Source organism: Acidovorax sp. GW821-FHT10A04 (assembly GCF_059415825.1).
The window spans coordinates 1-24,022 of sequence record NZ_JBWKNZ010000010.1; the positions used below are offsets into that span (position 1 = coordinate 1).

At 69.3% G+C, this 24,022-nt stretch carries 28 protein-coding genes; 19 read left to right on the plus strand and 9 right to left on the minus strand.

Going from position 1 to position 24,022, the window contains the following annotated elements; genetic code table 11:
* Window positions 1–279 precede the first annotated feature (279 nt).
* From AC07PF_RS20245 to AC07PF_RS20255, 3 genes are read left to right on the plus strand one after another with little or no spacing between them, the layout of a single operon-like run.
* A complete protein-coding gene (locus tag AC07PF_RS20245; RefSeq protein ID WP_494613010.1) occupies window positions 280–498 on the plus strand; it encodes a hypothetical protein in 219 nt (72 codons plus the stop codon).
* Window positions 499–507: 9 nt separating this feature from the next.
* Window positions 508–1,764: a lanthionine synthetase C family protein gene (locus AC07PF_RS20250; RefSeq protein ID WP_494613011.1), complete on the plus strand. Its 1,257-nt coding sequence runs from the start codon at window positions 508–510 to the stop codon at window positions 1,762–1,764.
* Between the two features lie 32 nt (window positions 1,765–1,796).
* Window positions 1,797–2,333 carry a MarR family winged helix-turn-helix transcriptional regulator gene (locus AC07PF_RS20255; RefSeq protein WP_494613012.1) on the plus strand — a complete coding sequence of 179 codons (537 nt, stop codon included), beginning with the start codon at window positions 1,797–1,799 and terminating at the stop codon, window positions 2,331–2,333.
* 9 nt (window positions 2,334–2,342) lie between these two features.
* Here AC07PF_RS20255 and AC07PF_RS20260 read toward each other — a convergent pair whose 3' ends face one another.
* From AC07PF_RS20260 to AC07PF_RS20270, 3 genes are all read right to left on the minus strand, one after another.
* A complete protein-coding gene (locus AC07PF_RS20260; RefSeq protein WP_494613013.1) occupies window positions 2,343–2,597 on the minus strand; it encodes a hypothetical protein in 255 nt (84 codons plus the stop codon).
* A 33-nt stretch (window positions 2,598–2,630) separates the two neighbouring features.
* Window positions 2,631–2,795 (minus strand): hypothetical protein, encoded by a 165-nt coding sequence (locus tag AC07PF_RS20265; RefSeq protein WP_494613014.1) that lies wholly within the window; start codon window positions 2,793–2,795, stop codon window positions 2,631–2,633.
* Window positions 2,796–2,862: 67 nt separating this feature from the next.
* Window positions 2,863–3,327, minus strand: a complete 465-nt coding sequence (locus tag AC07PF_RS20270; protein ID WP_494613015.1) for a PaaI family thioesterase — start codon at window positions 3,325–3,327, stop codon at window positions 2,863–2,865.
* Between the two features lie 342 nt (window positions 3,328–3,669).
* Between AC07PF_RS20270 and AC07PF_RS20275 the strand changes: the two genes are divergently transcribed.
* The 4 genes from AC07PF_RS20275 (at window position 3,670) to AC07PF_RS20290 (ending at window position 7,373) form a co-directional block, all read left to right on the plus strand.
* The gene (locus tag AC07PF_RS20275; protein WP_494613016.1) at window positions 3,670–5,493 is read left to right on the plus strand and encodes a S8 family serine peptidase; all 1,824 of its coding nucleotides are present in this window, start codon (window positions 3,670–3,672) and stop codon (window positions 5,491–5,493) included.
* A 67-nt stretch (window positions 5,494–5,560) separates the two neighbouring features.
* Window positions 5,561–6,133 (plus strand): hypothetical protein, encoded by a 573-nt coding sequence (locus tag AC07PF_RS20280; RefSeq protein ID WP_494613017.1) that lies wholly within the window; start codon window positions 5,561–5,563, stop codon window positions 6,131–6,133.
* Between the two features lie 108 nt (window positions 6,134–6,241).
* Window positions 6,242–6,829, plus strand: coding sequence for a hypothetical protein (locus AC07PF_RS20285; protein WP_494613018.1), 588 nt, complete (start codon window positions 6,242–6,244; stop codon window positions 6,827–6,829).
* Window positions 6,830–6,848: 19 nt separating this feature from the next.
* Window positions 6,849–7,373: a hypothetical protein gene (locus AC07PF_RS20290; RefSeq protein WP_494613019.1), complete on the plus strand. Its 525-nt coding sequence runs from the start codon at window positions 6,849–6,851 to the stop codon at window positions 7,371–7,373.
* Between the two features lie 178 nt (window positions 7,374–7,551).
* Here the strand turns inward: AC07PF_RS20290 and AC07PF_RS20295 are convergent, their stop codons facing one another.
* A complete protein-coding gene (locus AC07PF_RS20295) occupies window positions 7,552–8,052 on the minus strand; it encodes an EF-hand domain-containing protein (RefSeq protein WP_145697821.1) in 501 nt (166 codons plus the stop codon).
* Between the two features lie 155 nt (window positions 8,053–8,207).
* Entirely contained in the window at window positions 8,208–9,020 is an 813-nt protein-coding gene (locus AC07PF_RS20300; RefSeq protein WP_494609546.1) for a lectin, read from the minus strand.
* A 190-nt stretch (window positions 9,021–9,210) separates the two neighbouring features.
* Here AC07PF_RS20300 and AC07PF_RS20305 point away from each other — a divergent pair, with 190 nt between their 5' ends.
* Window positions 9,211–9,588: a hypothetical protein gene (locus AC07PF_RS20305; RefSeq protein WP_494613020.1), complete on the plus strand. Its 378-nt coding sequence runs from the start codon at window positions 9,211–9,213 to the stop codon at window positions 9,586–9,588.
* A gap of 75 nt (window positions 9,589–9,663) precedes the next feature.
* On the opposite strand, the gene AC07PF_RS20310 is transcribed toward AC07PF_RS20305, so the two are convergent.
* Together AC07PF_RS20310 and AC07PF_RS20315 are read right to left on the minus strand one after the other, a co-directional pair.
* The gene (locus AC07PF_RS20310; protein ID WP_494613021.1) at window positions 9,664–10,224 is read right to left on the minus strand and encodes a phosphonate degradation HD-domain oxygenase; all 561 of its coding nucleotides are present in this window, start codon (window positions 10,222–10,224) and stop codon (window positions 9,664–9,666) included.
* 31 nt (window positions 10,225–10,255) lie between these two features.
* Entirely contained in the window at window positions 10,256–10,996 is a 741-nt protein-coding gene (locus AC07PF_RS20315) for a phosphonate utilization associated transcriptional regulator (RefSeq protein WP_494609544.1), read from the minus strand.
* Between the two features lie 157 nt (window positions 10,997–11,153).
* On the opposite strand from AC07PF_RS20315, the gene AC07PF_RS20320 reads away from it, so the two are divergent.
* From AC07PF_RS20320 to phnX, 6 genes are all read left to right on the plus strand, one after another.
* Window positions 11,154–12,188: a putative 2-aminoethylphosphonate ABC transporter substrate-binding protein gene (locus AC07PF_RS20320; protein ID WP_494609543.1), complete on the plus strand. Its 1,035-nt coding sequence runs from the start codon at window positions 11,154–11,156 to the stop codon at window positions 12,186–12,188.
* Window positions 12,189–12,250: 62 nt separating this feature from the next.
* Entirely contained in the window at window positions 12,251–13,369 is a 1,119-nt protein-coding gene (locus tag AC07PF_RS20325; RefSeq protein ID WP_494613229.1) for a putative 2-aminoethylphosphonate ABC transporter ATP-binding protein, read from the plus strand.
* Window positions 13,366–15,084, plus strand: a complete 1,719-nt coding sequence (locus AC07PF_RS20330; protein WP_494613022.1) for a putative 2-aminoethylphosphonate ABC transporter permease subunit — start codon at window positions 13,366–13,368, stop codon at window positions 15,082–15,084. Before AC07PF_RS20325 ends, AC07PF_RS20330 begins: the two co-directional genes overlap by 4 nt.
* 2 nt (window positions 15,085–15,086) lie before the next feature.
* Complete coding sequence (locus AC07PF_RS20335; RefSeq protein ID WP_494613023.1) at window positions 15,087–15,797, plus strand: HAD family hydrolase; 711 nt, start codon at window positions 15,087–15,089, stop codon at window positions 15,795–15,797.
* A complete protein-coding gene (locus AC07PF_RS20340; RefSeq protein WP_494613024.1) occupies window positions 15,794–16,930 on the plus strand; it encodes a TIGR03364 family FAD-dependent oxidoreductase in 1,137 nt (378 codons plus the stop codon). Before AC07PF_RS20335 ends, AC07PF_RS20340 begins: the two co-directional genes overlap by 4 nt.
* 28 nt (window positions 16,931–16,958) lie before the next feature.
* Complete coding sequence (gene phnX, locus AC07PF_RS20345; protein WP_494613025.1) at window positions 16,959–17,807, plus strand: phosphonoacetaldehyde hydrolase; 849 nt, start codon at window positions 16,959–16,961, stop codon at window positions 17,805–17,807.
* Between the two features lie 109 nt (window positions 17,808–17,916).
* Here the strand turns inward: phnX and AC07PF_RS20350 are convergent, their stop codons facing one another.
* Window positions 17,917–18,465 (minus strand): hypothetical protein, encoded by a 549-nt coding sequence (locus AC07PF_RS20350; RefSeq protein ID WP_494613026.1) that lies wholly within the window; start codon window positions 18,463–18,465, stop codon window positions 17,917–17,919.
* A 175-nt stretch (window positions 18,466–18,640) separates the two neighbouring features.
* Here AC07PF_RS20350 and AC07PF_RS20355 point away from each other — a divergent pair, with 175 nt between their 5' ends.
* Both AC07PF_RS20355 and AC07PF_RS20360 read left to right on the plus strand, forming a co-directional pair.
* On the plus strand, window positions 18,641–19,453 hold the full coding sequence (locus AC07PF_RS20355; protein WP_494613027.1) for an enoyl-CoA hydratase/isomerase family protein: 813 nt from the start codon (window positions 18,641–18,643) through the stop codon (window positions 19,451–19,453).
* 1 nt (window position 19,454) lies between these two features.
* Window positions 19,455–19,904: a MaoC family dehydratase gene (locus tag AC07PF_RS20360; RefSeq protein ID WP_494613028.1), complete on the plus strand. Its 450-nt coding sequence runs from the start codon at window positions 19,455–19,457 to the stop codon at window positions 19,902–19,904.
* Here the strand turns inward: AC07PF_RS20360 and AC07PF_RS20365 are convergent.
* On the minus strand, window positions 19,877–20,662 hold the full coding sequence (locus tag AC07PF_RS20365; protein ID WP_494613029.1) for a phytanoyl-CoA dioxygenase family protein: 786 nt from the start codon (window positions 20,660–20,662) through the stop codon (window positions 19,877–19,879). The two genes, AC07PF_RS20360 and AC07PF_RS20365, sit on opposite strands and share 28 nt — an antisense overlap.
* Before the next feature lie 116 nt (window positions 20,663–20,778).
* On the opposite strand from AC07PF_RS20365, the gene AC07PF_RS20370 reads away from it, so the two are divergent.
* From AC07PF_RS20370 to AC07PF_RS20380, 3 genes are all read left to right on the plus strand, one after another.
* Complete coding sequence (locus tag AC07PF_RS20370) at window positions 20,779–21,297, plus strand: sigma-70 family RNA polymerase sigma factor (protein WP_494613030.1); 519 nt, start codon at window positions 20,779–20,781, stop codon at window positions 21,295–21,297.
* Window positions 21,294–22,298, plus strand: a complete 1,005-nt coding sequence (locus tag AC07PF_RS20375) for a FecR domain-containing protein (RefSeq protein WP_494613031.1) — start codon at window positions 21,294–21,296, stop codon at window positions 22,296–22,298. The genes AC07PF_RS20370 and AC07PF_RS20375 overlap by 4 nt, the downstream gene beginning before the upstream one ends.
* A 133-nt stretch (window positions 22,299–22,431) precedes the next feature.
* A complete protein-coding gene (locus AC07PF_RS20380) occupies window positions 22,432–23,301 on the plus strand; it encodes a class I SAM-dependent methyltransferase (protein ID WP_494613032.1) in 870 nt (289 codons plus the stop codon).
* Window positions 23,302–24,022: the final 721 nt, after the last annotated feature.

The following is a 24,022-nucleotide window of genomic DNA, read 5'->3' on the forward strand; positions in this document are numbered from 1 at the left end:
CGAAGCGCGGCGCAGCCCATAGTGGACTATGGGCAAGCCGAGCGACAAAGCAGACGCCGCATGCCGGGGCCAGCCCGGAGGGAAAGCCTACAGCGCGGCGCATTGCGGCGTTGCCCTTCGCTTGCGTAGCCATGCTACGCGGCACTCAGGGCGCCTTGCACTGCGCCGCGCTGCAGGCTTTCGCGGGGGTGAAATGAATAATGACACGCCCTAGGCTTTGTCTTTCTCTGGTTCGCGTTTCGCAGGCACAACCCCCTTGCGTGGATGGCCGGGGCGTTGATGATGTTTCCGCTGGCGCAGGCCTTGGTCCATTGGGTGGCGAGCGAGATGACCCACAGCGTGGATTTCACGGGCTGGGGCGGCTTTCAGGCCGTGTTCATGGTGCGTGCCATGGTCTCCTGCTGGCTTTGCATGGCAGCCTATGCGGTGTACTTCATCGTCCAATGGCTGCGGGACAGGCCGCAGCGGCCCGGTGCCACCGGGGCGGGGCGCCGGTAGACTGCGCACATGGCCGCCACGCTGCTCTACCAACCCGACCGCCACGAACCGCTCTCCCTGCAGCCCTGGGACGAAGCCGCCGCCCGCGCGGCCATCGCGCGCACCGTGCAGGACACCGAGGCCCGCTTCACCCCCCAGGGGCTGTGGCCCACCCACCCCAACGACAGCCGTGACGCCGCGCCCTCGTACATGCTGTACTGGGGCGCGTGCGGCGTGATCTGGGCGCTGCACTGCCTGCAGGCACGGGGCGCTTGCCAGCTGCAGCGCGACTACGGGCCGCATGTGCGCGCACTGCTGGCGCCCAACCGAGTGGCCATGGGGCAGGGTGAGGGTGAGGGTGAGGGCGGTGCGCCGTTTGGCAGCTACCTTATGGGCGATACCGGCATCGAGCTGCTGGCGCAGTGGCTGGCGCCCTCGGCCGACACCCTGGCCCGGCTGGGCGTGCTGGTGGACGCCACGCGCCAGCACCCGGCGCGCGAGCTGATGTGGGGGTCGCCCGGCACCTTGCTGGCCTCGCTGTGGCTGCACCAGCAGACGGGCGATGCGACGTGGGCGCAGCGCTACCGCGACACCGCGCAGCAGCTGTGGTCCGAGCTGCACTGGTCCGACGAGCACCGCTGCCACTACTGGACGCAGGACATGTACGGCCAGACCTCCAGTTACCTCGACGCGGTGCACGGCTTCGTGGCCACGGCCTCGGTGCTGGTCCAGGGGCGGCACCTGCTGGCGCCCGCCGACTGGGCCGCGTGGCAGCAGTGCATCGCCACCACCATCCGCCAGACGGCCGAGTGGGACGGCGCCTGCGCCAGCTGGCGCGCGCGGCTCAGCTCCAAACCCTTGAGAGAGGCCCCGGGGCTCATGCAGTTCTGCCATGGCGCGCCGGGTTTCGTGATCTGCCTGGGGGATTTCCCCGGCACGGAGCTGGACGACCTGCTGCTGGCCGGCGCCGAGGCCACCTGGGCCGCAGGGCCGCTGCGCAAGGGCTCCAACCTGTGCCATGGCACGGGCGGCAATGGCTATGCCTTTCTGAAGCTGTACCGGCGCACGGGCGATGCCCTCTGGCTGCAGCGTGCCCGCGCCTTCGCCATGCACGGCATAGGCCAGACCGAGCGCGACCGCGCACAGTTCGGCCAGATGCGCTATTCGCTGTGGACCGGCGATCCGGGCTTTGCGCTGTACCTGCTCGACTGCATCGAGGGCACGGACCGCTTTCCCACGCTGGACACCTTCTTTGTCCCCACGGGCCACGGCAACGCAGCCGCCTGACCGATCGATCGAACCCCACGCGCTCGCCCACGATGCCCCGCAAGCCCGCACCGACCCCAGCCTCAACGGCGCCGAACCAGGTGGCCCAGCCGCAGTCCGCCGACCACCCGGCCTTCGACCTGCCGCGCGCCGCCAGCGCCGGCATGCGCCCGCTGCAGCCCTTCGACGGCGCGCTGCTGCTCATGCACTTTGCCTTCCGCGGGCTGGTGGTCAAGGCCGATGCGTTCTTGGCAAGCCAAGGCCTGTCGCGCGTGCACCACCGGCTGCTCTACGCGGTGGCGCGGGCCGAGGGCATCTCGGTCGGGCAGCTCATCGAACTGCTGGGCGTGAGCAAGCAGGCGCTGCACCGGCCGCTCAAGTTCTTGCAGGACGAGGGCTACCTGCTGGCCCAGCGCGACCCGGTGCAGCACCGCACCAAGCGCCTGTCGCTCACCGAGCGCGGCCGGCAGGTGGAGGCCACGGCCTCGCGCCATGAGCGCGAAGCCATGGAGGCGGCGATGCGCACCGTCTCCCCCGAGGGGCAGGATGCGTGGCGCGAGGTAATGACCGCGCTGGCACGCATGGCCTGAGGGGCGGGCTCAGCGCGTCGGCGCCACCATGGCGGTTGCAATCGCCATGTGCTGGCCTGCCGCCGCGCCCACCGGCGCGAGAAAGCCCTCGGCAAACGAGAAGTTCTTTGCCGAGCGAACGGCATGCGCGTGGAACGCCAGCGGCTGCGTCGCCAGTGCCAGCGACAGGAACTTGACCGACAGCTCCAGCGTGACGACGACCGGCGTGTCGTACTGCCCCAGCCCGGCCAGCACGAAGGCGGCATCGAAGCCCGCGGCAATCACCCCGCCATTGATGGCCGCCGTGCCGCCGCCGCCCTACAGGCCAGCATTGCTTCGCGTGAAGGTGATGACGGCCGAGCCGGGTTGCTGGAAGGCGCCCGCGAATCCGAACCACTGCACCTCCGCGCGTGCGTTGAATTGCGCCAGTTGCTCCGCCAGCCGATCGGCGGGCAGGCGAAACGGAACCGTGGGGCTTTGCATGGGCGGCGGGTGGGCAAGGGCGTGTCTGCTGCCATGCTAGCAGCGGGGGGCGGCTCCAGGCGCCTTTTTATGCCTTGACCATCAGCGTCGCCGACGCCATCGCATGCAGCTTGCCGTCCGCCCCGCGGATCTCGGCGCTGCAGATGCCCAGGCTGCGCGTCTGCTCGACCAGGCGGCCGGTGGCGGTGTAGGCCACGCCCTCGGTCAGCGGGCGCACGTACTTCACGTTCAGGTCCACGGTCGAATACTGCGCGCCCGGGCCCAGGGCCGAGAGCAGGGCCAGCGCGGCCGCGCCGTCCAGGCAGGTGGCGGCAAAGCCGCCGTGCACGGCGCCCGCGGGGTTCAGGTGGCGGGCATCGGGGCTCACTTCCATGACCACCAGGCCGCGCTCCACGGTGGTGAGCCGCATGGGCATGGTGGTGGCAATGCCCGAGGGCGGGATGCGCCCGGCCTGCATGGCCTGCAGGATCTGCAGGCCGGTGGGGCCCGAGGAGGTGTTGCCTGGAGGAAGGCTGTCTTCAGGATTTTTCATGTCAACATTATTGACTTGAAGGCGCGCGCAGGCAAGGCGTGCCGCGGGGTGGACGACCGACCGTCCAGCCATATTTCTCTGGCGCAAAGCCAAAGCGGTTTTGATAATTGCAAAGCGGCACCTGAAACAAGACCGGATCGTGCCGCCGTAAAGGCAACGCTGAATAAGTCTTCGCGATGGCGCGTGTCCTGATTTGGGATGGGCTGCCAGGCGCAAAGCGCAGCCATAGCCGGTGCTATGGCGAGCATTTGCAACGCCGCAGACCGCCCAAAGCGGGGCGCGCGGCGCGCGAGGGACTTGTTCAGTGTTGCCTTCAATCCAAAACCAACAGGGGTGTCTTCCATGCGTCGTCCACGATCTACCTCCCTCCGCAGGCCTGCGCGCCTGGCGCTCGCCACTGCCTTGCTGGCTGCCTGCGGGCTGGCCGGTGCCGCCACCACCTGGTCCCCCGACCGCCCCACCGAGGTGCGCATCGGCAGCCTGGTGGTGGGGGACAACAAGTACGACAACGTCGTCATCACGGTGGGCAGCGTGCTGGGCTTCAGCGCCTCGGGGCCCAACCGCAGTTATGACAGCTTCAACCCGTCCAACGGGCAGCTCACCATTGCCACCCTCACGGTGGGCAGCCAGTCGTTCTACGACGTGGTGATCACGTTGGGCGGGCTGGTCAGCGTGGGCGGCGGTGCGCCGCTGGCGGCGCTGGTGCCCAACGACCCGTTGTTCAGCCGCCAGTGGCACCTCAAGAACACCGGCCAGAGCGGCGCGGGCGGCCCGGCCGCCCTGGCGGGCGAGGACCTGAACATCGGCAAGGCCTGGCAGCTGGCCACGGGCACGGGCATCCAGATCGCGGTGATCGACGACGGCCTGGACATCTTCCACGAAGACCTGCGCGTGGTGGCCGGCAAGAGCTGGGACTACCGCACCAACGCCTATGGCGACCCCTCGTCCTCCACCAGCTCGCACGGCACCAGCTGCGGTGGCCTGGCGGCGGCCATCGGCAACAACAACCTGGGCGTGACGGGCGTGGCCTTCAACGCCCGCCTGGTGGGCTACAACCTGCTGGCCGCCACCACGGGCGCCTTTGGCGCCGACGCGGTGACCAAGGACCTGGCCAGCAACCACATCTACACCAACAGCTACGGCGCCGCCGACAGCAATGGCCTGCTGGCCCCGGCCGACGAGCTGTGGCGCGACGCCATCCGCACCGGCATCACCAGTGGGCGCGGCGGCAAGGGCGCCATCTACACCTGGGCGGCAGGCAACGGCGCGCCCGAGGACCGCTCGGACTACGACGGCCAGGCCAACTTCCAGGGCGTGCTGGCCATCGGCGCGCTCAACGACCAGGGCAAGCGCTCCTCCTACTCCGAGCCGGGCTCCAACGTGCTGGTCACGGCCTACGGCGGCGAGTTCTGCTCCACCCAGACGACCACCACCACCGACGTGTCCGGCGCGACCGGCTATAACGACGGCAACAAGCCCGAGGACATCACCGGAAGCCCCAACTACACGCGCTGCATGAACGGCACCTCGGCCGCCACGCCGCAGGCGGCCGGTGTGGCCGCGCTGCTGCTGGAGACCAACCCCGCGCTCACCTGGCGCGATGTGCGCGCCATCCTGGCCCGCACCGCGCGCAAGACCGATCCCGCCAACACCGGCTGGGCCACCAACGGCGGCGGCCTGCCAGTGAACCACGAGTACGGCTACGGCGCCATCGACGCGCTGGCCGCCGTGCGCGCGGCCGCGGGCTGGGCGCTGCTGCCCGCGCAGAAGACCGCCGCCCAGGCCGCCACCCTGGGCAGCCCCCTGGCCCTTGCGGACGACGGCCCGGCCGCCACCAGCAGCCTCACGCTGCAGGGCAGTGGCATCGGCAAGCTCGAGTTCGTGGACCTGTCCATCACCTCCAACCACACCAACGTGGGCAACCTGGAGATCACGCTCACCAGCCCCGCGGGCACGCGCAGCACGGTATCGGTGGTGCGCGACTGCAAGGACACCGGTGGCAATGCCGTGACCTGCGGTGCCGCGCTGGAAGCGGGCTTCACCTTCGGCATCGCGCGCCTGATGGGCGAGGCCGCCGACGGCAGCTGGACCCTGTCCGTGCGCGACGGCAAGACGGGCGAGACCGGCAGCGTCTCGGCCTGGAGCATCAAGGCCTATGGCTACTGATGGGTTGCACCGCATGCCCTGCAGCACTCCATTCCATTTCCCCGAACACTTGCCGAGGTCCCGCACCATGAAGAAGCTCTCCCCACTCACTAGCCTGCGCCGTGCCGCGGTGGTCCTGGCCGCCTGTGCCGCCGCCACCGGCGCGCTGGCCGCCACCACCGCCCACTACTTCGATGGCGACACCCAGCGCACCATCACGCTCGACACCAGCCAGGTCGCCATCATCACCCCCACGCCCGAAGCGGGCAGCAGCCAGGCGCGCAGCGTGGGCGATGCCGGCAGCCCTGCGCCCCTGGTGCAGCTGCAGCCCGCCAGCCAGCCCGTGGCCAAGGGCGCCGGCACGCACACCTCGCCCGTGTACCGCGAGGGCAACTCCCCCGCGGGCCGGCTGATGGCGCTGCCCGGCGGCGTGATCGTGAAGTTCAACGCCGACTGGAGCGACGCCCAGGTGCGCGCCTGGGCCCAGGCCAAGGGCCTCACGGTGACCCAGCGCCTGGGCACCCTGGGCACCCTGGGCAACTGGTACATCATCGCCACGGCCCCCGGCAGCGCCGCACTGGAGCTGGCCAACAGCCTCAAGGCCGGTGGCGAGGTGCTGGCCGCCATGCCCAACTGGTGGAAGCAGACCGCCGCGCGGTGACCATCGCCGTGGCAGGCCCGGCCAGCGCTGCAGCCCGCCCCCCTCCGTGGGGCGCGGCTGTGCCATGATGCGCGCGCGGTGCACCCGCCGCGCAGGCCCTCGACGACCATGCCCCCCGTTCTCGCACGCCCGTTCTTCAACCTGTCGGTGGTCCGCACGCCCTTGTCCGGGCTGGTCGACCAGTTCGCCGGGCTGCCCCCGCTGGTGGCGCGGCGGGCGGAGCACACCGCGCTGGCCTTCCCAGTGCAAGGCTACCAGCGGGGCACTTTGCCGCTGCTGCTGTGGTCCCCTGCCTGCGATCCGGGGCTCACGGCGGTCATGCCGGGCGTCTCTTCGGGCGACTATTTCGTGGTGGCATATGCCTGCGAGCGTTTTGGCCACGACGGTGTGGCCGTGCGCAGCAGCAGCACGGCGTCGGATGCAGAACCCATCAACGAATTCATCACCTACGCCGGCAAGCGCATGGAGCGCGCCGTGCGCGCGATGAAGGACTCGCCGCGCTGGGACTTCTACCAGCAGGGCGAGCCACTGCCGTTCGAGGCCGTGCAGGCCTACACCGCCCGCCGCGTGCGCGACCGCCTGCAGCGCGAGGCCGTGCTCGACTACCTGCACGCCTGGGGCGCGCCCGTGCGCGATGCCGCGTTCTGGCAAAGTGCGCGGCAGGCCGTCACCCTGGCGCCTGCCAACCCCCGGTGAAGCAAGGACCGATCGAACCATGGACGCAACACCGGCCGGATTCGCCGCCACCCTTGTAAACCGGTGCTATGGGCGCCTGGTGCTGCCCCTGCTGCTGGGCCTGCTGGCTGCCGTGGCGCTCACGCAGTGGGTGGCATGGTTCACGGGCGGCATGGGCATCTGGCTGGTGCTGGGGGCCGCCGGCATCGGCATCCTGTGGCACGCCGATGCCATGGCTGCCGCCGCGGGCAAGCCCGCGACCGTGCGCACCCCCGTCGGAACGCCTGCGGATTTTGCCTGGCAGGGCGAGCCCTGGAACATCTCCCGCCCCGTCGCCGCGTTCGGCCTGTGCCTGCTCGGCCTGGTCTGGGGCGGGCTCATCGGCTGGTGGACGGGCGCACTCTGGGTCGGCGCCGCCGCGGTCGCCGTGGCACCGGTTCCCATCGCCTTGCTCTGGGCGCTGGGCAACGGCCGGCCCATGCCCTGGGGCTACACGGCGTTTGCGGCCTGCGCGCTGCTGTCGGGTGTCGGGGTGCTGTGGGGGCTGGTGCACGCGATGGGGTGAGCCATGGGGCGTTGCCGAGCGGGGTTGCCCGGCCGAACTGCACTGGAAAGGTTCCTTGCGGGCCCAAGCAACTCAAGTGCGACTTGACCTGGCATGCTTGCCGGGCAGGTCGCGGCCACGCGGTGCAACAAAAAACGGGGCTGCGAAGCCCCGTCGTGCATTCTGAAGGGGTTTGCGCTCAGGGCCGGGCGGCCCGGCGCTTCTTCTCGAAGGCCACGCACTCCTGCACCGACAGCAGGTCGTTGTTGTCCGCGTCGGCCGCCTCGAAGTAAGCCATGCGCGTTTCCACGACCTCCTTGAAGGAGAGCTTGCCGTCACCGTCCTTGTCGGCGGCGGCCAGGCGCTTGATGCGGCCCTTGCCCATGCGCGGCACCTGGGCCAGCTCGAGCAGCACGACATGGCCGCTGGCGTCCGGCCCCAGGCTGTGCCAGCTCTGCACGATGTCCTGGTGGAACTCGTCGAGCGAGACATTGCCGTCGTGGTCCAGGTCGGCCGCCGTGCAGATGGCCTGCAGGCGGTCACCGGCAGCGCGGCCGCTGCCCTTCTTGTGGGCATGGGGGGCGGCGGCCGGCTTGGCTGCGGCGGGGGTGTCGGCGGTCTGTGCGATGGCCGCCGTGGTGAGTGACAGGGTGCACGCGGCAACGCAGAGCAGGGCGATAGATCGGTTCATCATTTTCATGAGTAGTCCTCTTGGCTGTGTCTGCTGGGAATGAAAGCCGTTCAGAGCGGCTGAAAAAACTCAGCGAAGCGGTTCTGGCCAGGCGCTGTGTCGCAGGCAGTACGGTAGTACGACAAGACATAGCAACAACGCCAGAAGAGTTTTTTAAGACGCTCCTACCACCACCAGCGCTGGCTGGGGCTGCGGTTGCACTGCCACACCATGGCGGGTTGCCCCTGGCGGATCTGGCCGTCCACCACGTCCAGGCACTTGCCCGACAGCTGGCTCACGATCTGCCCGCCGCGCGTCGTCCAGCTCTGGCTGGGGGCGCCCGAGCACGACCACAGCACCACCCGGGCGCCGTCGCGCGGGTCGCCGCGCTCCACGTCCAGGCAGAAGTCGCGCACGCGGATCTCGCCGCCGCGGCCTACGCGAAAGCGCTGCGAGTCGGTGCCGTTGCAGGCAAACACCTGCAGCGGGTTGCCAGGGCGGAAGTTGCCCTTGCTCACGTCCAGGCACAGGTTGCCGTTGACGCGGATCTCGCCGCCCCGGCCGCCGCCACCACCGTTGCCATAGTCGGGGTAGTCGGGCCGGCGGTCGTTGTCGTGCTTGTTGTGGTTGGCCAGCAGCGCAATGCCCGCAATGGCGGCCACGGCCGCGACGGCTGCGCCTGCGTTGTTGGAGCTGTTGTTGCCATTGCCCTGGGCATAGGTGCGCGTGATCTTGAAGCGCCCGCCGCAGCCGCCATTGGTCCACAGCTCGCGGTTGGTGAGGTCGTAGCCCCAGGTGCGGTTGAAGCGGCAGGCGCCTTGGGTTTGCTCGGCCAGGTCCACCTGGGTCACGTCGTCCGCCAGGCGGGCCGAGGTGTAGCCGCCGTTGGAGCGCAGGTCCACGAACTGGTCCTGTGCCTGCGCGGCATGGGTCTGGATGAGCATCAGCGGAACGCACAGCAGCCAGGCGTGCCGTGGTCGGGTCGGGTGTGTTTTCATGGCTTCTTTCCTCCTTGTCGCAATGGGCTACTTGCTGCAGCCGTACCGGTGCGCCCCGGGGCGGCTCGGCAGCTATCTCTTGTTGCGCATTATGTGGGTTCCGTGTGCTGCCATGGTGACTGCAAGGCATCCACTTGTTACCAGGCAGCCACTATCATCGATGTCCAACATCCCTGAGGCATTGCCACCCATGCTAGCCACCGCTGCTGTCCTGATCTGGCTGACCGGGCTGGCCCACTCCATCCTGGGCGAGCGCTACATCCTCATGCGACTTTTCCGGCGCGAGGTCAGTCTGCCCAGGGTGCTGGGCAGCACGGCCTTCACCGCCGGCACGCTGCGCTTGGTGTGGCACCTCATCACCGTGGTGTGGTGGGCCCTGGCCTGCCTGGTGTTCGCGCTCGGCCGCGGCCCGGTATCCCGGGACGATTTGCTCCTGGTCGTCGGCGTGACCGCTCTGGTATCTGCCGCCTTTCCGCTGTATTTCACCCGCGGCAGGCACCTGTCGTGGGTCGTGTTCCTGGCCGTGGGGGTGCTGCTCTTGGCCAGCCGAAGCGCAATGATGGCCTGACGCCCAACGCAGCCGCGGTGAAGCACCCCAGTCAGCAGACCAGCGCGCAGGCCAGCACGACTGGTGCAGCCAGCGTCACGCGGGGGCGTCCTCCAGCAGGCAGCGACGTGCGCAAGCCAGGTAGTGGGCCAGCGGCGGCGTGGTGAAGTCGCTCTGCTTGGCCAGGTCGTCCCACAGCCGCACGCGCACCGCGTCGTGGGCGTGCGGGCGTGCGAGGAACTCCTGTGCCTCTTCGGGTTTGAACACGCCGCCCTGCAGCTGCAGACTGCGCCGCGAGTCCTCGGACAAGGCCGCCAGGTACTGCGGCTGTACCGCGCACAGGTAGCGCTTGGCATCCACATGCCAGCGGATCGCGTCGAGCACGCGCTCGGAAAACAGCCCGCGCAGAAAGGGCAGGGCGTAGAACTGGTGCAGGTCGTCGACGCCGCGCAGCGTGGGCGATTCGCCCAGGTCGTTGAGCAGGTGGCCCAGGTCGTGCAGCAGCGCGGCGGTGATCAGCTCGTCGCCGGCGCCCGACTGCTCGGCCAGGTGGGCGCACTGCAGCGCATGTTCGAGCTGCGTGACCGGCTCGCCGCTGTACTGCGCCGCACCCTTGCGCGTGAACAGGGTGCGGATGTCATCCAGTGTCAGTGCCATGGCGTGCGCCCCTTTTTTGCGTATCTGTCTATCAGGCCGCGACCGTGCGCCGCGCGCCCGGGTTGGTAGCCGGTACCGCTTGCGCTGAGTGCCGGGCCTCGTAGTTCAGGCGCGTGCGCTCGCGGCTGTTCATCACGTGGTCGTGCATGGCCTGGCCGGCGGCCTCGGCGTCGCCCGCGGCGATGGCCTTGACGATGGCCCGGTGCTCGCGCGAGTACACGGCCATCGATTCCTCCGTGAGGTTCTGGCGGCGGAACAGCGACAGCTCGTTGACCAGCTTGCGGTAGGTGGCCACCAGCTTGGCATTGCCGGCCAGCTCCAGCAGCCGGTCGTGGAACTGCAGGTTGAAGCGGTGGTAGTCCTGCGCATTGCCGCCCTTGACGGCCTGGTCCATGGCGTCGACCAGCTGGCGCAGCTCGCGCACCTCGGTGGCGGTGGCGGTCTGCGCGAGCTTGCGGCCCACGTACAGGTCCATCACGGCGCGCACCTCGAAGATCTCCAGCGCCTCCTCGATCGGCACGGCGCGCACGAACACGCCGCGGTTCTTCTCGGTGCGCACCAGGCCGGTTTCCTCCAGCAGGCGAAAGGCCTCGCGCACCGGCCCGCGCGACACGCCCAGCTGGTCGGCCAGCGTGGCTTCGGTGAGCTTGGCGCCGGGCAGCAGAGTGCCGTCCAGAATCATGCGCTCGATCTCGTTTTGCACCAGCTTGGGCAGCGAATTGCCCTGAAGCTGTGCAATGGTGGTCTGGGTGGTGGAAGGGGGTTTCGCCATGGGGTGCAATGGTACGTCGCAGAGTACAGATTGTCTACAATCTACGATATTCAATAGACAATCAACCGGGTTGGCCTGCATTTTGCATCAGCAATGTGTCATGAAGATGACTTGTCGCGTCGGCATATTCGCCGCTTCTCTGACCCGGAGTTCTTCCATGCAAATTGCCAAACACTTCATTGCCGCAGCCCTCGGGCTGGTTCTTGCCGCTGCCGCCCATGCGCAAAAGACCGAGCTCGTGGTCTACACCGCGCTCGAGACGGACCAGCTCAAGGCCTACCAGGAGGCCTTCAACAAGGTGCACCCCGACATCGCCATCAAGTGGGTGCGCGACTCCACCGGCGTCATCACCGCCAAGCTGCTCGCCGAAAAAGCCAACCCCCAGGCCGACGCCATCTGGGGCGTGGCCGCCTCCAGCCTGGCCCTGTTCGACAAGAGCGGCATGCTCGAGCCCTATGCGCCGTTGAACCTCGACGCCCTGATGCCGCAGTACCGCGACAAGAAGACCACCCCCGCCTGGTGGGGCATGGACGTGTTTGGCGCGGTGGTGTGCTTCAACACGGTCGAGGCCAAGAAGAAGAACATTGCCCTGCCCACGACCTGGAAGGACCTGCTCAAGCCCGAGTTCAAGGGCCAGGTGGTGATGCCCAACCCGGCATCGTCGGGCACCGGTTATTTCGACGTGGCCGCCTGGCTGCAGCTGTGGGGCGATGACAACGGCAAGGGCGGCGGCTGGAAGTACATGGACGCGCTGCACGAGAACATCGCCCAGTACACGCACTCGGGCTCCAAGCCCTGCAACATGGCGGCGGCTGGCGAGTTCGTGGCAGGCATCTCCTTCGAGTACCGCGGCTACACCAACAAGGCCAAGGGCGCGCCCATCGAACTGGTGTTCCCCAAGGAAGGCCTGGGCTGGGACCTGGAAGGCTTTGCCGTCTACAAGGGCACCAAGAAGCTCGACGCCGCCAAGAAGCTGGCCGACTGGGCTTCGTCCAAGGACGCGATGATCCTGTACGGCAAGAACTTCGCCATCACCGCGCAGCCCGGCGTGGCGCCCAAGCTGGCCCACATCCCGGCCGACTACGAGGCGCGTCTGATCAAGATGGACTTCGACCAGTCGGCCACCAGCCGCGAGCGCGTGCTGGCCGAATGGACGCGCCGCTACGACACCAAGAGCGAAGCGAAGAAGTGATGTTCGCCCCCCGCGAGGCCCTGTACGGGCGCGGCGGTGAGCCGCTGCCCGCAAAGGCGACCATGCACACCCCCACCACCGACAACGGCACCTACCTGGAGCTGCATGGCGTGCACAAGCGCTATGGTGGCTTCACGGCGCTGGAGAGCATCGACCTGGCGATCGCACGCGGCGAGTTCGTGTGCTTCCTGGGGCCCTCGGGCTGCGGCAAGACCACGTTGCTGCGCACCATCGCCGGGCTGGAGACGCAGACCGCCGGGCGCATCCTGCAGGCCGGGCGCGACATCTCGGTGCTGCCGCCCGCGCAGCGCGACTACGGCATCGTGTTCCAGTCGTACGCGCTGTTCCCCAACCTCAGCATTGCCGACAACGTGGCCTACGGCCTGGTCAACCGGCGCCAGCCGCGCGCGCAGATTGCCGCGCGGGTGGATGAACTCCTGGCCCTGGTCGGCCTGCCCGGCAGCGGCGGCAAGTACCCGGCGCAGATGTCCGGCGGCCAGCAGCAGCGCGTGGCGCTGGCGCGTGCGCTGGCCACTTCGCCCGGGCTGCTGCTCCTCGACGAACCGCTGTCGGCGCTCGACGCCATCGTGCGCGTGCGCCTGCGCAACGAGATCCGCGCGCTGCAGCGCGAGTTGGGCGTGACCACCGTGATGGTCACGCACGACCAGGAGGAGGCGCTGTCCGTGGCCGACCGCATCGTGGTCATGAACCACGGCGTGATCGAGCAGGTGGGCACGCCCGCGCAGGTCTACCGCGAGCCGGCCTCGCCCTTCGTGGCCGAGTTCATCGGCAAGGTCAACCGCCTGCAGGCCGTGGCAGAGGGCGGTGGCTGGTTCCGCTGTGGCGACAAGCGCCTGCAGTGCGCCCCCGGCGCGGGCGCTGATTTTCGCGCCGGCCGGGCGGTGCAGCTGTACCTGCGGCCCGAGGACCGCATCGTCGGCACGCTGGGCGACGACACCCCGGCCCTGTGCACCGGCCGCGTGCTGCGCATCGAGTTCCTGGGCGGCAACTGCCTGGCCGAGGTGGATGTCGACGGCCTGCCGGGCCAGCCGCTGCAGCTGCAGTACTCGCTCAACCAGATGGACGAGTTCGGCGTGCGCGAAGGCGCGCTGCTGCGCTTTGCGCTGCGCATGGACCGGTTGCGCGTGTTCGCAGCCCAGGGCGAAGGGGAGGGCGCATGAACGCCATGGCGCTCCCCGTGGCCGCGCCCCCGCTGCGCCAGCGCCTGCACTGGAGCGACCGCGTTTCTCACCTGGGCCTGCTGGCCGTGGTGCTGCTGCTGGTGCTGGGCCTGCTGGCGCCGCTGGTGGCCATCCTCTCGCAGTCGCTGCACACCTCCTCGGGCGGGCCGGCGGGGCTGGCGGCCTTCACCTCCTACCTGGCCTCGCCCGCGCTGCTGGGCAGCCTGTGGAACAGCGTCTGGGTGTCGCTGCTGGTCACGGCCATCGTCGTGCCGCTGGCCTTCACCTTTGCCTACGCGCTCACGCGCAGCTGCATGCCGGGCAAGGCCGTGCTGCGCAGCACCATGCTGCTGCCGCTGCTGGCGCCCTCGCTGCTGTCGGCCATCTCCATGATCTACTGGTTCGGCAACCAGGGCATCGCCAAGGACTTCTGGCAGGGCCTGGGTTTCAGCGGCATCTACGGCGCCTCGGGCATCGTGCTGGCGCAGTGCTTCGCCACCTTTCCGCATGTGCTGATGATTTTGGTCACCGCGCTGTCGCTGGCCGACGCGCGCCTGTACGAGGCGGCCGACGCCATGGGCACGGGCATGGTGCGCAAGTTCTTCACCATCACCCTGCCGGGCGCCAAGTACGGGCTGATCTCCGCTGCGCTGGTCTGCTTCACGCTGGTGATCACCGATTTCGGCATCCCCAAGGTGGTGGGCGGCAATTTCAACGTGCTGGCCACCGATGTGTTCAAGCTCGTCATCGGCCAACAGGATTTTCAGCGCGGTGCCGTGGTGGCCCTGTTGCTGCTGCTGCCCGCGGTGCTGACCTTTGGCGTTGATGCGCTGGTGCAGCGCAAGCAGACCGCCACGCTCACCGCACGTGCCGTGGCCCTGGTGCCCCGGCCCCGGCGCGGCTTCGACACGCTGATGGCGCTGTACTGCCTGGCCATCGCGGCGCTGGTGCTGGCCATGTTCGGCATGGCGGTGTTCGCCTCCTTCGCCAAGTTCTGGCCCTACAACCTGGCGCCCAGCCTCAACCACTACGTGGCTGGGCTGGTCGATGCAGGGGTGTCCACCGCGCTGTTCAACAGCTTGAAGCTTGCCACGGGCACGGCCGTGGTGGGCACCATCGTGGTCTTCCTGGGCGCCTACCTGCTGGAGAAGACGCGCGGCATGGACGCACTGCGCCCCGTGGTGCGCCTGCTGGCCATGCTGCCCATGGCCGTGCCAGGGTTGGTGCTGGGCCTGGGCTACATCTTCTTCTTCAACGCGCCGGGCAACCCGCTCAACCTGCTGTACCAGACGCTGCCGCTCATGGTGCTGTGCACCGTGGTGCACTTCTACACCACGGGCCACATCACCATGGTCACGGCGCTCAAGGCCATCGACGCGGAGTTCGAAGCCGTCTCGGCCTCGCTCAAGGTGCCGCAGTACAAGACCTTCTGGCGCGTGACCCTGCCGATCTGCCTGCCCGTGCTGCTCGACGTGTCGCGCTACTTCTTCATCAACGCCATGACCACCATCTCGGCCGTGGTGTTTTTGTACTCGCCCGACACGCGCCTGGCCTCGCTGGCCATTCTCAACCTCGACGAAGCCGGCGACACCGGCCCCGCCGCCGCCATGGCCGTGCTCATCGCCGCCACCTCGGCCGTGGTCACGCTGGCGTACCTGGGCCTTGGCAAGCTCGTCGACAAGCGCACCCAGGCTTGGCGCGCCCCGGCAAGATGACGATGACACAACGCCTTGCCATCTTCGACCTGGACAACACCTTGCTCACCGGCGACAGCGAGGTGCTGTGGCTCGACTACCTGCGTGCCAAGGGTCTGCTCGATGCCACCATGGCCGAGCGCAATGCCGACATGGACCGCCGCTACCACGCCGGCACCGTCGCGCCCGATGCGTTCTGCAGCTTCTACGCCGCGTTGTTCGTGGGTCGCACGCCGCAACAATGGCAGCCCCTGCTGGACGGGTGGTTCAGCCATGTGATCGCCCCGCGCATCCCCGAGTCCGCGCACGCGCTGGTGCAGCGCCACCGTGATGCGGGCGACATGCTGGTGCTGAGCTCCGCGTCGAGCCGCATCCTGGCCGAGCCCAGCGCGCAGGCGCTGGGCTTTGACCACCTGATCGCCACCGAGCTGGCGCTGCTGCCCGATGGCTGCTTTGCCGGCCGCACCGAGGGCACGCTGAACATGCGCGAGGGCAAGCTGCTGCGCTTGCACGCCTGGCTGGTTGCGCGCGGTGCAGATGCCGATGCCGATGCCGATGCCGCGCTGGCCAGCGCCGCGTTCTACAGCGATTCCATCAACGACCTGCCCCTGCTGCAGGCCGTGGGCCACCCCGTGGTGGTGGACCCCGATCCGCGCCTGCTGGCCGAGGCCCAGGCACGCGCCTGGCCCGTGCTGCGGCTGGCGCGCCATTCTCTTGCCACCGAGACAACATGACGACAAGCAACCCTTCTGAATCCCATTTCGACCTCCTCGTGGTCGGCGCCGGCATCGTCGGCCTGGCCCATGCCTACACCGCCGCAAAGCGCGGCCTCAAGGTCTGCGTGGTCGAGCGCGACGCCGCCTGCGTGGGCGCATCGATCCGCAACTTCGGCTTCATCACCGTCACCGGCCAGGGCGCGGGCGACACCTGGCGACGCGCCCGGCGTGCGCGCGAGGTCTGGGGCGATGTGGCGCCGCAGGCCGGCATAGCGGCCGTGCACCATGGCCTGTACCTGAGCGTCTTTCGCCCGCTGGCGCACACCGTGCTCGAAGCCTTCATGCGCACCGAGATGGCCGAGGGCTGCGAGCTGCTGGACACCTCCGAGGCCGCACGTCGTGCGCCTGCGCTGCAGCTCGATGGCGCCCAGTCTGTGCTCTACAGCCCGCACGAGATGCGCGTGGAATCGCGCACCGCCATCGGCCTCTTGGCGCGCTGGCTGGCCGAGGCGCATGGCGTGCAGTTCCGCTTCGGCGAAGCCGTGCTCGAGGTGGCCACGCCGCGCGTGCGCACCTCGCGCGCCGTGCTGCACGCCGAGCGTGTGGCCGTGTGCACCAACACCGAGTTGCATGGCCTGTTCGCCGAGCGCCTGGCGCCGCACGACCTGCGCCTGTGCCAGCTGCAGATGCTGCGCGTGGTGCCCGAGCCCGGCTTTCAGCTGCCCGGCTCCGTGATGGCCGACCTGAGCCTGGTGCGCTACCACGGCTACAGCCGCCTGCCCGAGGCCGCGCCCCTGCTGGAGCAGATGCGCCGCGAAGAGGGCGAGTCGCTGGACCACGGCATCCACCTCATCGTGGTGCAGAGCGCCGACGGCTCGCTGGTGGTGGGCGATTCGCACCACTACGGCGCCGCGCCCGAGCCCTTTGCCAGCGAGCGTGTGGATGCGCTCATCCTGCGCCACCTGCGCGAAACCCTCAAGCTGCGCGAGGCCACCGTCAGCGCGCGCTGGGTCGGCACCTACCCCTCGTCGGCCAGCACCGACTGCCTGATCGACGCCCCCGACGACGCCACCCGCGTGGTGCTGGTCACCAGCGGCACCGGCGCCAGCACCGCCTTCGGCATTGCCGAGGACGTGTTCACCGCCTGGTGACGCGCCCTCCATCCATCACAACAGAACCATGAGCAACACCACCCCTTCAGTCCCCGCCGTATCGTCCGCGCGCGACCAACTGAGCGCCGTCGTCTTCGACTGGGCCGGCACCATCCTCGACTTCGGTTCCTGCGCGCCCATGGGCGCCTTCGTGCGCCTGTTCGAGCAGTTCGGCATCACCCTCAGCATCGCCCAGGCGCGCGGCCCCATGGGCATGGCCAAGTGGGACCACATCCAGGCCCTGGGCCGCCTGCCCGAGGTGGCCGCCCAGTGGCAAGCCAAGTATGGCCGGCCACTGACCGACGCCGACGTGGACCAGCTGTACGAAGTGTTCACCCCCCTCAACGCCGCCGTGGTGCCCGACTTCAGCGGCTTCATCCCCGGTGCACTCGATGCTGTGGCGGCCGTGCGCGCGCGCGGCCTCAAGGTCGGCTCCACCACGGGCTACAACCGGCCCATCATGGACATCGTCAGCCCCATCGCCGCCCAGGGCGGCTATGTGCCGGACAACTTGGTCTGCGCCGGCGACCAGGCCACCGGCCGGCCTACCCCGCTGATGATGTGGCAATGCTTTGCCGACCTGGGCATCTGCTGGCCCGCCACCGTGGTCAAGGTCGACGACACCGAAGTCGGCGTGCAGGAAGGCCTGGCCGCCGGCACCTGGGCAGTCGGTCTGTCCGTCAGCGGCAACGCCATGGGCCTGCCCCTGGCCGAATGGCAGGCCCTGGGCCCGGCCGAGCAGGCCGTGCGCCGCGCCGCGGCCGAGGCCAAGCTGCGCGCTGCAGGCGCGCACTATGTGATCGACTCGGTGGCGGAGCTGGCGCCGGTGCTCGATGCCATTGCTGCGCGGCTGGCGCAGGGGGAGCAGCCGGCCTAAGGTCGGCAGGACGTTGGTGGAGACGACCCCTGCGCCTGTGGCTGCAAAAACGACAGGCAGCAATCCTGCAGGGTTGTCCGCTGCCGCGGGTGCACAGGCGGGCGGACCGTCAAAGCCTCCGCGCACTCACCAGCGAACACCCGCCGCCCTGCACCGTCGCCTCTCCCTCGAAGCGCGCCGTCGGCGCCCAAGCCCCGGCCAAGCCAGAATCGCTGACCAGTCCCTGCCAGGTCCAGTGGATGCGCACAGGCGCTTGCTGCGCCGCCTGCGCGAGGTCGGGGAAGCTGCGCGACAGCGGCACCACGCCCTCGGCGTGACCGGAGGGCAGCACCCTGACCAAACCCGATGGGCTTGGCGCCGCCGCTGCGGTAGTTCCCTGAAGCCGCTGCGCGCCCGTCCCCTGGCGCTCCGCCGTGATGCGCAGGCTACGAGAAGAGGGCGTCCACGGCGCCGTATCGGCCGACACCCAGACCGTGCGCTCACTGCGGTTGCGCAGCTCGAACACCAGGTCGATGCCGGCCGTGGTTGCAACGCAGCGGGTGTGAACCTCCAGGATGTCCTGAGGCACGTCGGCGGCAAGGGCGCCGCTGGCTGGAACGGCCCACAGTGCAGCCGCAAAAATGCAGGCGGGTGTGGTGATAAGCCTTGGATGGGCCATGGAGCCTCGGGGCAAAGAGATGATGGGTGGATTGCTTGGCTGGCAGTGTCCCACGAAAAAGCACGCGCGTGCAAAGCCCCGGGTCTTGCTGCTCGCGCAAGGTTTCATGGTTCAGTCCACCCCTGACGCAACGTGTAAGCTGCCCACCACACCAGAACCACAGGAGACAAATCCCATGGACGGCCCATCACAACCCTGGGACCTCGGCCCCCACCTGCAGGTGCGCATCGCCGATGACGGCGTGGCGCACGTCATCTTCGGCCCCGCAGGCGGCATGCCCTTCACCGACGTACAGGCGCATGCGCACCTGGGCACCATCTGGGGCCGGCTGCAGGCCACGCCAGGCGTGCGCAGCATCCTGGTGCGCAGCGAGGGCAAGGGCTTTTGCGCGGGCGGCTCGCCCGAGCTGGTGTCCGCCATGCTCGGCAGCCACGACGCCCGGCTGCGCACCATGCAGGAGGCCCGCGCCATCGTGCAGGGCATGATGGACTGCGACCTGCCCATCGTCTCGGCCATCAACGGCGCGGCCGTGGGGGCGGGGGCTGCGGTAGCACTGATGGCGGACATCACCGTGGCCGGCCAGCGTGCCAAGATCATCGACGGCCACACGCGCCTGGGCGTGGCCGCCGGCGACCATGCCGCCGTGCTCTGGCCGCTGCTGTGCGGCATGGCCCGGGCCAAGTACCACCTGCTGCTGTGCAACACCATCTCGGGCCAGGAGGCCGAGCGCATCGGCCTGGTCAGCCTGGCCGTGGCCGATGAGGAGCTGGACGCCCGGGCCCTGCAGATCGCACAGGAGCTGGCGCGCGGCAGCCCCACGGCGCTGGCCTTCACCAAGCGCAGCCTGAACCACTGGCTGCGTGCGGCCTGGCCGGCCTTCGAGCATTCGCTCGCGCTGGAGATGCTGGGCTTTGCCGGGCGCGATGCGCGCGAGGGCTTTGCCGCGCTGAACGACAAGCGGCCCGCGAACTTCGGAGGTGCGCAGTAACATGAAGTTCGCCGAATTCCATGCCGGTCAGGTCATCTCGGCCGGGCCCTACACCGTGACCGAAGAAGAGGTGCTCACCTTCGCCAGGTCCTACGACCCGCAGTGGTTCCACACCGACCCGGCCGCCGCGCAGGAGGGGCGCTTCGGCGGCCTCATCGCCAGCGGCTGGCACACCTGCGCCATCGCCATGCGGCTGGTGGCAGACAAGGCGCTGCATGGCTCGGAGTCGTTTGCGTCCCCGGGCATCGAGTACATCCGCTGGCCGCACCCGGTGCGCCCGGGCGACCAACTGGTGCTCACGGCCACGGTGCAGGAAGTGCGCCGCTCCGCCAGCAAGCCCGGCCTGGGCATCCTGCGCTGGCGCTGGGAGCTGGTGAACCAGGACTCGGCCGCAGTGCTGGACCTGGTGGCGACCAGCCTGTTTCAGCTGGACGGTGAAGCTGCGGGCTGAGGCCGCAAGGCCACGGGCCAGCCCGTCACCGTCTCCCGCTCGCCCACCAACGCCATCCCGGCCACCCCGACCTGCACGATGACATTGCGCCGGGGCCGGGCGCTGGTGTTGGCCGGGCCGCCGTGGATCACCTTGGGGTGGATCAGCACCAGGTCGCCCGGTGCGCATTCCGCTGCGACGCCGTGGTGCGCGGCGTAGCGGTGCTTGCCTCCGCCACGCTTCTCCGCGGTCGCGTAGCCATCGTCCACCCGGTGGCTGCCCGGCAGGAAGCGCGTGGCACCGCCATGCTCGGCCATGCCATCCAGGCAGACCATCACGCGCAGAAAGCGCGAATCCGTGCCGCTCAGGTAGCCGTTGGGAAAGTCGCGATGCCAGCCGATGGCCCGGCCAAAGCCCGGGTGCTTGGTGGTCGCGTTCATGAAGTGCGCAACCAGCCCGGTGCTGCCCAGGGCGTGCGCGCAGGCATCGACCAGCGCCGGCAACTGCAGCAGGGCACCGAACTGCGGCGCATAGCGGCACAGGTCGCCCAGGATGAAGAGGGCATCGCCCACCTCGGTGGCTGGGATGCCGTTGCGCCCCGCGTCGGGCAGGTCCTTCTCGAACACCAGGTCGCGCGCCTGATCCTCGGCGCTGCATTGGCGCGCAGCCGCTTCGGCACGGGTTAGCCACGTGCCCATGGCGGCGAGCAGTTGGGCGGGCACGGCATCGGTCACCACGCCGTAGCCGGCGGATTCATAGCGGTGCAGATCGAATGGCATGCGGGTGTGTTGCGGGCATATCCCTTGGCCTGCAAATGCGCCGAGGCTATGAATTGAGAATTGTTCTCAATTATAATTTCAGCGATACCCCCATTCTCTTTGCCCATCCCTGCCGCATGAGCACCGCTGACCCCGGCCTGGTCCACCCCGACCACGACCCGCACACGCTGTACAGCCACCACCATGGCTGGCTGCGCGCGTGGCTGCAGCGGCGGCTGGGGTGCCGGGACGAGGCGGCCGACCTGGCGCAGGACACCTTTGTGCGCGTGCTGCTGCGCCCCCAGGCGCTGCAGGGCCTGCGCGAACCGCGCGCCTACCTCACCACCATCGCCAAGGGCCTGGTGTCCGACCTGTGGCGCCGCCGCGCGCTGGAGCAGGCGTACGTGGACGCCCTGGCCCTGATGCCCGAGCCGATGGCCCCGTCACCCGAGGAGCGCGCCCTGGTGCTCGAAGCCCTGCACGAGATCGACGCCATGCTCGACGGCCTGGGGTCCAAGGCGCGGCAGGCCTTTCTGCTGTCGCAGCTGGAGGGCCTGGGCTATGCCGAGATCGCGCTGCAGCTGCAGGTGAGCGAGCGCACCGTCAAGCGCTACATGGCCCAAGGCTTTGAGTGCTGCCTTCTGGCAATGGAATGAGTGAACCAGCCATGGGCAGCGCCACCTCCGCCACCAATCCGGGTTCCGCCCCTGTCAGCCGCGCCGCCCTGCGCGAGGCTGCGCAGTGGCTGGTGCGCCTGAACTCCGGCCAGGCCCGGCCAGACGACTGGCAGGCCCTGGCCGCCTGGCGCGCGCAGGATGCCGCCAACGAAGCCGCCTGGCAGCGCGCCGAGCGCCTGTCGCGCACCTTTGGCGCCGTGCCCGCGGGCCTGGGCCTGCCGGTGCTGGCCCGCGCCGAGCGCACCGCCGCCGCCAACCGCCGCGCCGCGCTGCGCGTGCTGGCCCTGGTGGGCACCGTGGCACCGGCTGCGTACCTGGGCTGGCGCCACGCGCACTGGCAGCAGTGGGCGGCCGAGCACCGCACCGCCACGGGCGAGCGGCGCAGCGTCACGCTGGCCGATGGCTCCGAGGTGCTGCTCAATACCGCCAGCGCGCTCGACGTGGCCTTCGACGCCCACGAGCGCCTGTTGCGCTTGCGTGCGGGCGAGGTGCTCATCACCACGGCCAGGGAGTCCGCTGCCCGCAGCTTCCGCGTGGAGACGCCCGGCGGCTGGCTGCGCGCCCTGGGCACCCGCTTTGCCGTGCGCCTGCTCGATGAAGACACAGTGCACCTGGCCGTGGCCGAAGGCGCGGTGGAGATCACGCCACGCCACGGAGCGCCCCAGCGCATCCTGCAGGCGGGCGAGCAGTGCCGCTTCACCGCCGCCGGCGTGCAGGCCCCCACCGCGCTGGGCGAGCAGGCCCTGGCCTGGGCGCAGGGCGTGCTGTATGCCGACGGCATGCGCCTAGACGACTTCGCGGCCGAGCTGGCGCGCTACCGCCCGGGTGTGGTGCGCTGCGACCCGGCCGTGGCGGCGCTGCGCATTTCAGGCGCCTTCCAGCTGAACGATACCGAGTACATCCTGGCCATGCTGCGCGAGACGCTGCCGGTGCAGGTGGTCACGCGCACCCGGTACTGGGTCACGCTGGTCCCGGCCTGAGGGGCTGGCTGCCAGCTCCCGATGGCGCCATGCGTGCCTTTTTCTCACGCATGGCCGCTGCATATCTCGTTTGTGCGTGCGCCGGTCTGTGGCCAGCATGGAGGCCTTCACCATCCCCGGGAGGCCTTTGTCCATGCCTGCAGACAGCAACAACGACTACAAGCTCGCCGCCACCATCAACCGGTCCGCCGACGGCAGCGCGGGCGACGTCAACTACGGTGCCGTGGGTGCCAGCTACTCCGCGTACCGCCAGCCCGAGCCGCGCATCGCCGCGCTGATCGAGCAGGCCCTGGGCGACGCGGCCGCCACCGTGCTCAATGTCGGTGCCGGGGCCGGGTCGTACGAGCCCACGGGCCGCACCGTGACCGCGCTCGAGCCCTCGCAGTCCATGCGCGACCAGCGGCCTGCGCACCTGCCTCCCGCCGTGGACGGCGTGGCCGAGCACCTGCCGTTTGCCGATGGCGCCTTCGATGCAGCCATGAGCACGTTTTCCATCCACCAGTGGAGCGACGTGGAGGCGGGCCTGCGCGAGATGCGGCGCGTGGCGCGCGGGCCCGTGGTGGTCCTCACCTGCGACCCGCTGGCAGTGCAGGATTTCTGGCTGGCCGGCTATGCGCCCGGGGTGCTGGCGGCCGAGGCGCGGCGCTATCCGGCCATGGACCGGATGGCTGCGGCGCTGGGTGGGCGGGTGGAGATGTTGCCGGTGCCGATTCCGTGGGATTGCCGGGATGGGTTCAATGAGGCGTATTACGGGCGGCCGGAGATGCTGTTGGTGCCGGCTGCGCGGACGGCTTGTTCGGCATGGGGGTTTGTGCCGGCTGCATCGGTCGATGCGAGTGTGGGGGCGTTGCGGGGGGATCTGGTGTCGGGGGTTGGGATGCGCGGTATGGGTTTTTGCGCAGGCAGGCGGTTTATCAAGGGTCGTTGCGGTTGGTGGTGGCGCGTTGAGTTATTGCTGCTCTTGCTGCCTTTGCTGCCCTTGCTGGCGGCGTGCTTTTGCTGAGTGCGGGGGCCGGGATGTGCGCCCGGCGGCGCAGTAACTTTCTCTTGAGTCGCCAAGAGAAAGTCACCAAAGAGAAGGCGACCCCCAGTCTGCGTCCCCCGTACGCCCTGACGGGCGAACGGGGGCAGCCTGCGATGCTCGGATCTGGGGTGGTGCCGCAGAACTCGCTGCGTTCTTCGAACTCCGCTCAAACAGCTGCGGCAAGCTAGATGACGAAGCGTGTGTGTCCTTCGGCACACACGCCCACCCCAGCTCCTGCGCTTCTCGGCGCAGCCAGCAGGGGTGGGGAGCGGGTACCGCACGGCTGCTGCTGCGCAGCTGCGCCTGGTGTCGGTTCGCGCTGTGCGCTGCCGACGGGGCGGTGCAACCGCCCTGGCGAACCGAGCGCAGCGAAGGACCACCAGGCCGAGCGAAGCAATGGCCCGTGTTGGTATCCACCCCCTTCTGACCGTGCCGAGAAGCGCAGAAGCTGGGGTGGCGCGTGTGCCGCAGGACACACGCGCTTCGTCATCTGACTCGCCGCAGATGTCTGAACGGAGTTCACCCGCAGGGGGAACGCAGTGAGTTGCGAGGCGCACCCCAGCTTGGAGCATCGCAGGCTGCCCCAATCGCCGCCAGGCGAGTGGGGACACGGGCAGCGGGGTCGCCTTCTCTTTGGTGACTTTCTCTTGGCGACGCAAGAGAAAGTTACTGCGCCGCCGGGCGCACATCCCGGCCCCCG

Coding starts and splice junctions, on each gene's coding strand:
- AC07PF_RS20245 (WP_494613010.1), top strand. CDS start 280: ATGATGTTTCCGCTGGCGCAGGCCTTGGTCCATTGGGTGGCGAGCGAG.
- AC07PF_RS20250 (WP_494613011.1), top strand. CDS start 508: ATGGCCGCCACGCTGCTCTACCAACCCGACCGCCACGAACCGCTCTCC.
- AC07PF_RS20255 (WP_494613012.1), top strand. CDS start 1,797: ATGCCCCGCAAGCCCGCACCGACCCCAGCCTCAACGGCGCCGAACCAG.
- AC07PF_RS20265 (WP_494613014.1), bottom strand. CDS start 2,795: ATGCAAAGCCCCACGGTTCCGTTTCGCCTGCCCGCCGATCGGCTGGCG.
- AC07PF_RS20270 (WP_494613015.1), bottom strand. CDS start 3,327: ATGAAAAATCCTGAAGACAGCCTTCCTCCAGGCAACACCTCCTCGGGC.
- AC07PF_RS20275 (WP_494613016.1), top strand. CDS start 3,670: ATGCGTCGTCCACGATCTACCTCCCTCCGCAGGCCTGCGCGCCTGGCG.
- AC07PF_RS20280 (WP_494613017.1), top strand. CDS start 5,561: ATGAAGAAGCTCTCCCCACTCACTAGCCTGCGCCGTGCCGCGGTGGTC.
- AC07PF_RS20285 (WP_494613018.1), top strand. CDS start 6,242: ATGCCCCCCGTTCTCGCACGCCCGTTCTTCAACCTGTCGGTGGTCCGC.
- AC07PF_RS20290 (WP_494613019.1), top strand. CDS start 6,849: ATGGACGCAACACCGGCCGGATTCGCCGCCACCCTTGTAAACCGGTGC.
- AC07PF_RS20295 (WP_145697821.1), bottom strand. CDS start 8,052: ATGAAAATGATGAACCGATCTATCGCCCTGCTCTGCGTTGCCGCGTGC.
- AC07PF_RS20300 (WP_494609546.1), bottom strand. CDS start 9,020: ATGAAAACACACCCGACCCGACCACGGCACGCCTGGCTGCTGTGCGTT.
- AC07PF_RS20305 (WP_494613020.1), top strand. CDS start 9,211: ATGCTAGCCACCGCTGCTGTCCTGATCTGGCTGACCGGGCTGGCCCAC.
- AC07PF_RS20310 (WP_494613021.1), bottom strand. CDS start 10,224: ATGGCACTGACACTGGATGACATCCGCACCCTGTTCACGCGCAAGGGT.
- AC07PF_RS20315 (WP_494609544.1), bottom strand. CDS start 10,996: ATGGCGAAACCCCCTTCCACCACCCAGACCACCATTGCACAGCTTCAG.
- AC07PF_RS20320 (WP_494609543.1), top strand. CDS start 11,154: ATGCAAATTGCCAAACACTTCATTGCCGCAGCCCTCGGGCTGGTTCTT.
- AC07PF_RS20325 (WP_494613229.1), top strand. CDS start 12,251: ATGCACACCCCCACCACCGACAACGGCACCTACCTGGAGCTGCATGGC.
- AC07PF_RS20330 (WP_494613022.1), top strand. CDS start 13,366: ATGAACGCCATGGCGCTCCCCGTGGCCGCGCCCCCGCTGCGCCAGCGC.
- AC07PF_RS20335 (WP_494613023.1), top strand. CDS start 15,087: ATGACACAACGCCTTGCCATCTTCGACCTGGACAACACCTTGCTCACC.
- AC07PF_RS20340 (WP_494613024.1), top strand. CDS start 15,794: ATGACGACAAGCAACCCTTCTGAATCCCATTTCGACCTCCTCGTGGTC.
- phnX (WP_494613025.1), top strand. CDS start 16,959: ATGAGCAACACCACCCCTTCAGTCCCCGCCGTATCGTCCGCGCGCGAC.
- AC07PF_RS20350 (WP_494613026.1), bottom strand. CDS start 18,465: ATGGCCCATCCAAGGCTTATCACCACACCCGCCTGCATTTTTGCGGCT.
- AC07PF_RS20355 (WP_494613027.1), top strand. CDS start 18,641: ATGGACGGCCCATCACAACCCTGGGACCTCGGCCCCCACCTGCAGGTG.
- AC07PF_RS20360 (WP_494613028.1), top strand. CDS start 19,455: ATGAAGTTCGCCGAATTCCATGCCGGTCAGGTCATCTCGGCCGGGCCC.
- AC07PF_RS20365 (WP_494613029.1), bottom strand. CDS start 20,662: ATGCCATTCGATCTGCACCGCTATGAATCCGCCGGCTACGGCGTGGTG.
- AC07PF_RS20370 (WP_494613030.1), top strand. CDS start 20,779: ATGAGCACCGCTGACCCCGGCCTGGTCCACCCCGACCACGACCCGCAC.
- AC07PF_RS20375 (WP_494613031.1), top strand. CDS start 21,294: ATGAGTGAACCAGCCATGGGCAGCGCCACCTCCGCCACCAATCCGGGT.
- AC07PF_RS20380 (WP_494613032.1), top strand. CDS start 22,432: ATGCCTGCAGACAGCAACAACGACTACAAGCTCGCCGCCACCATCAAC.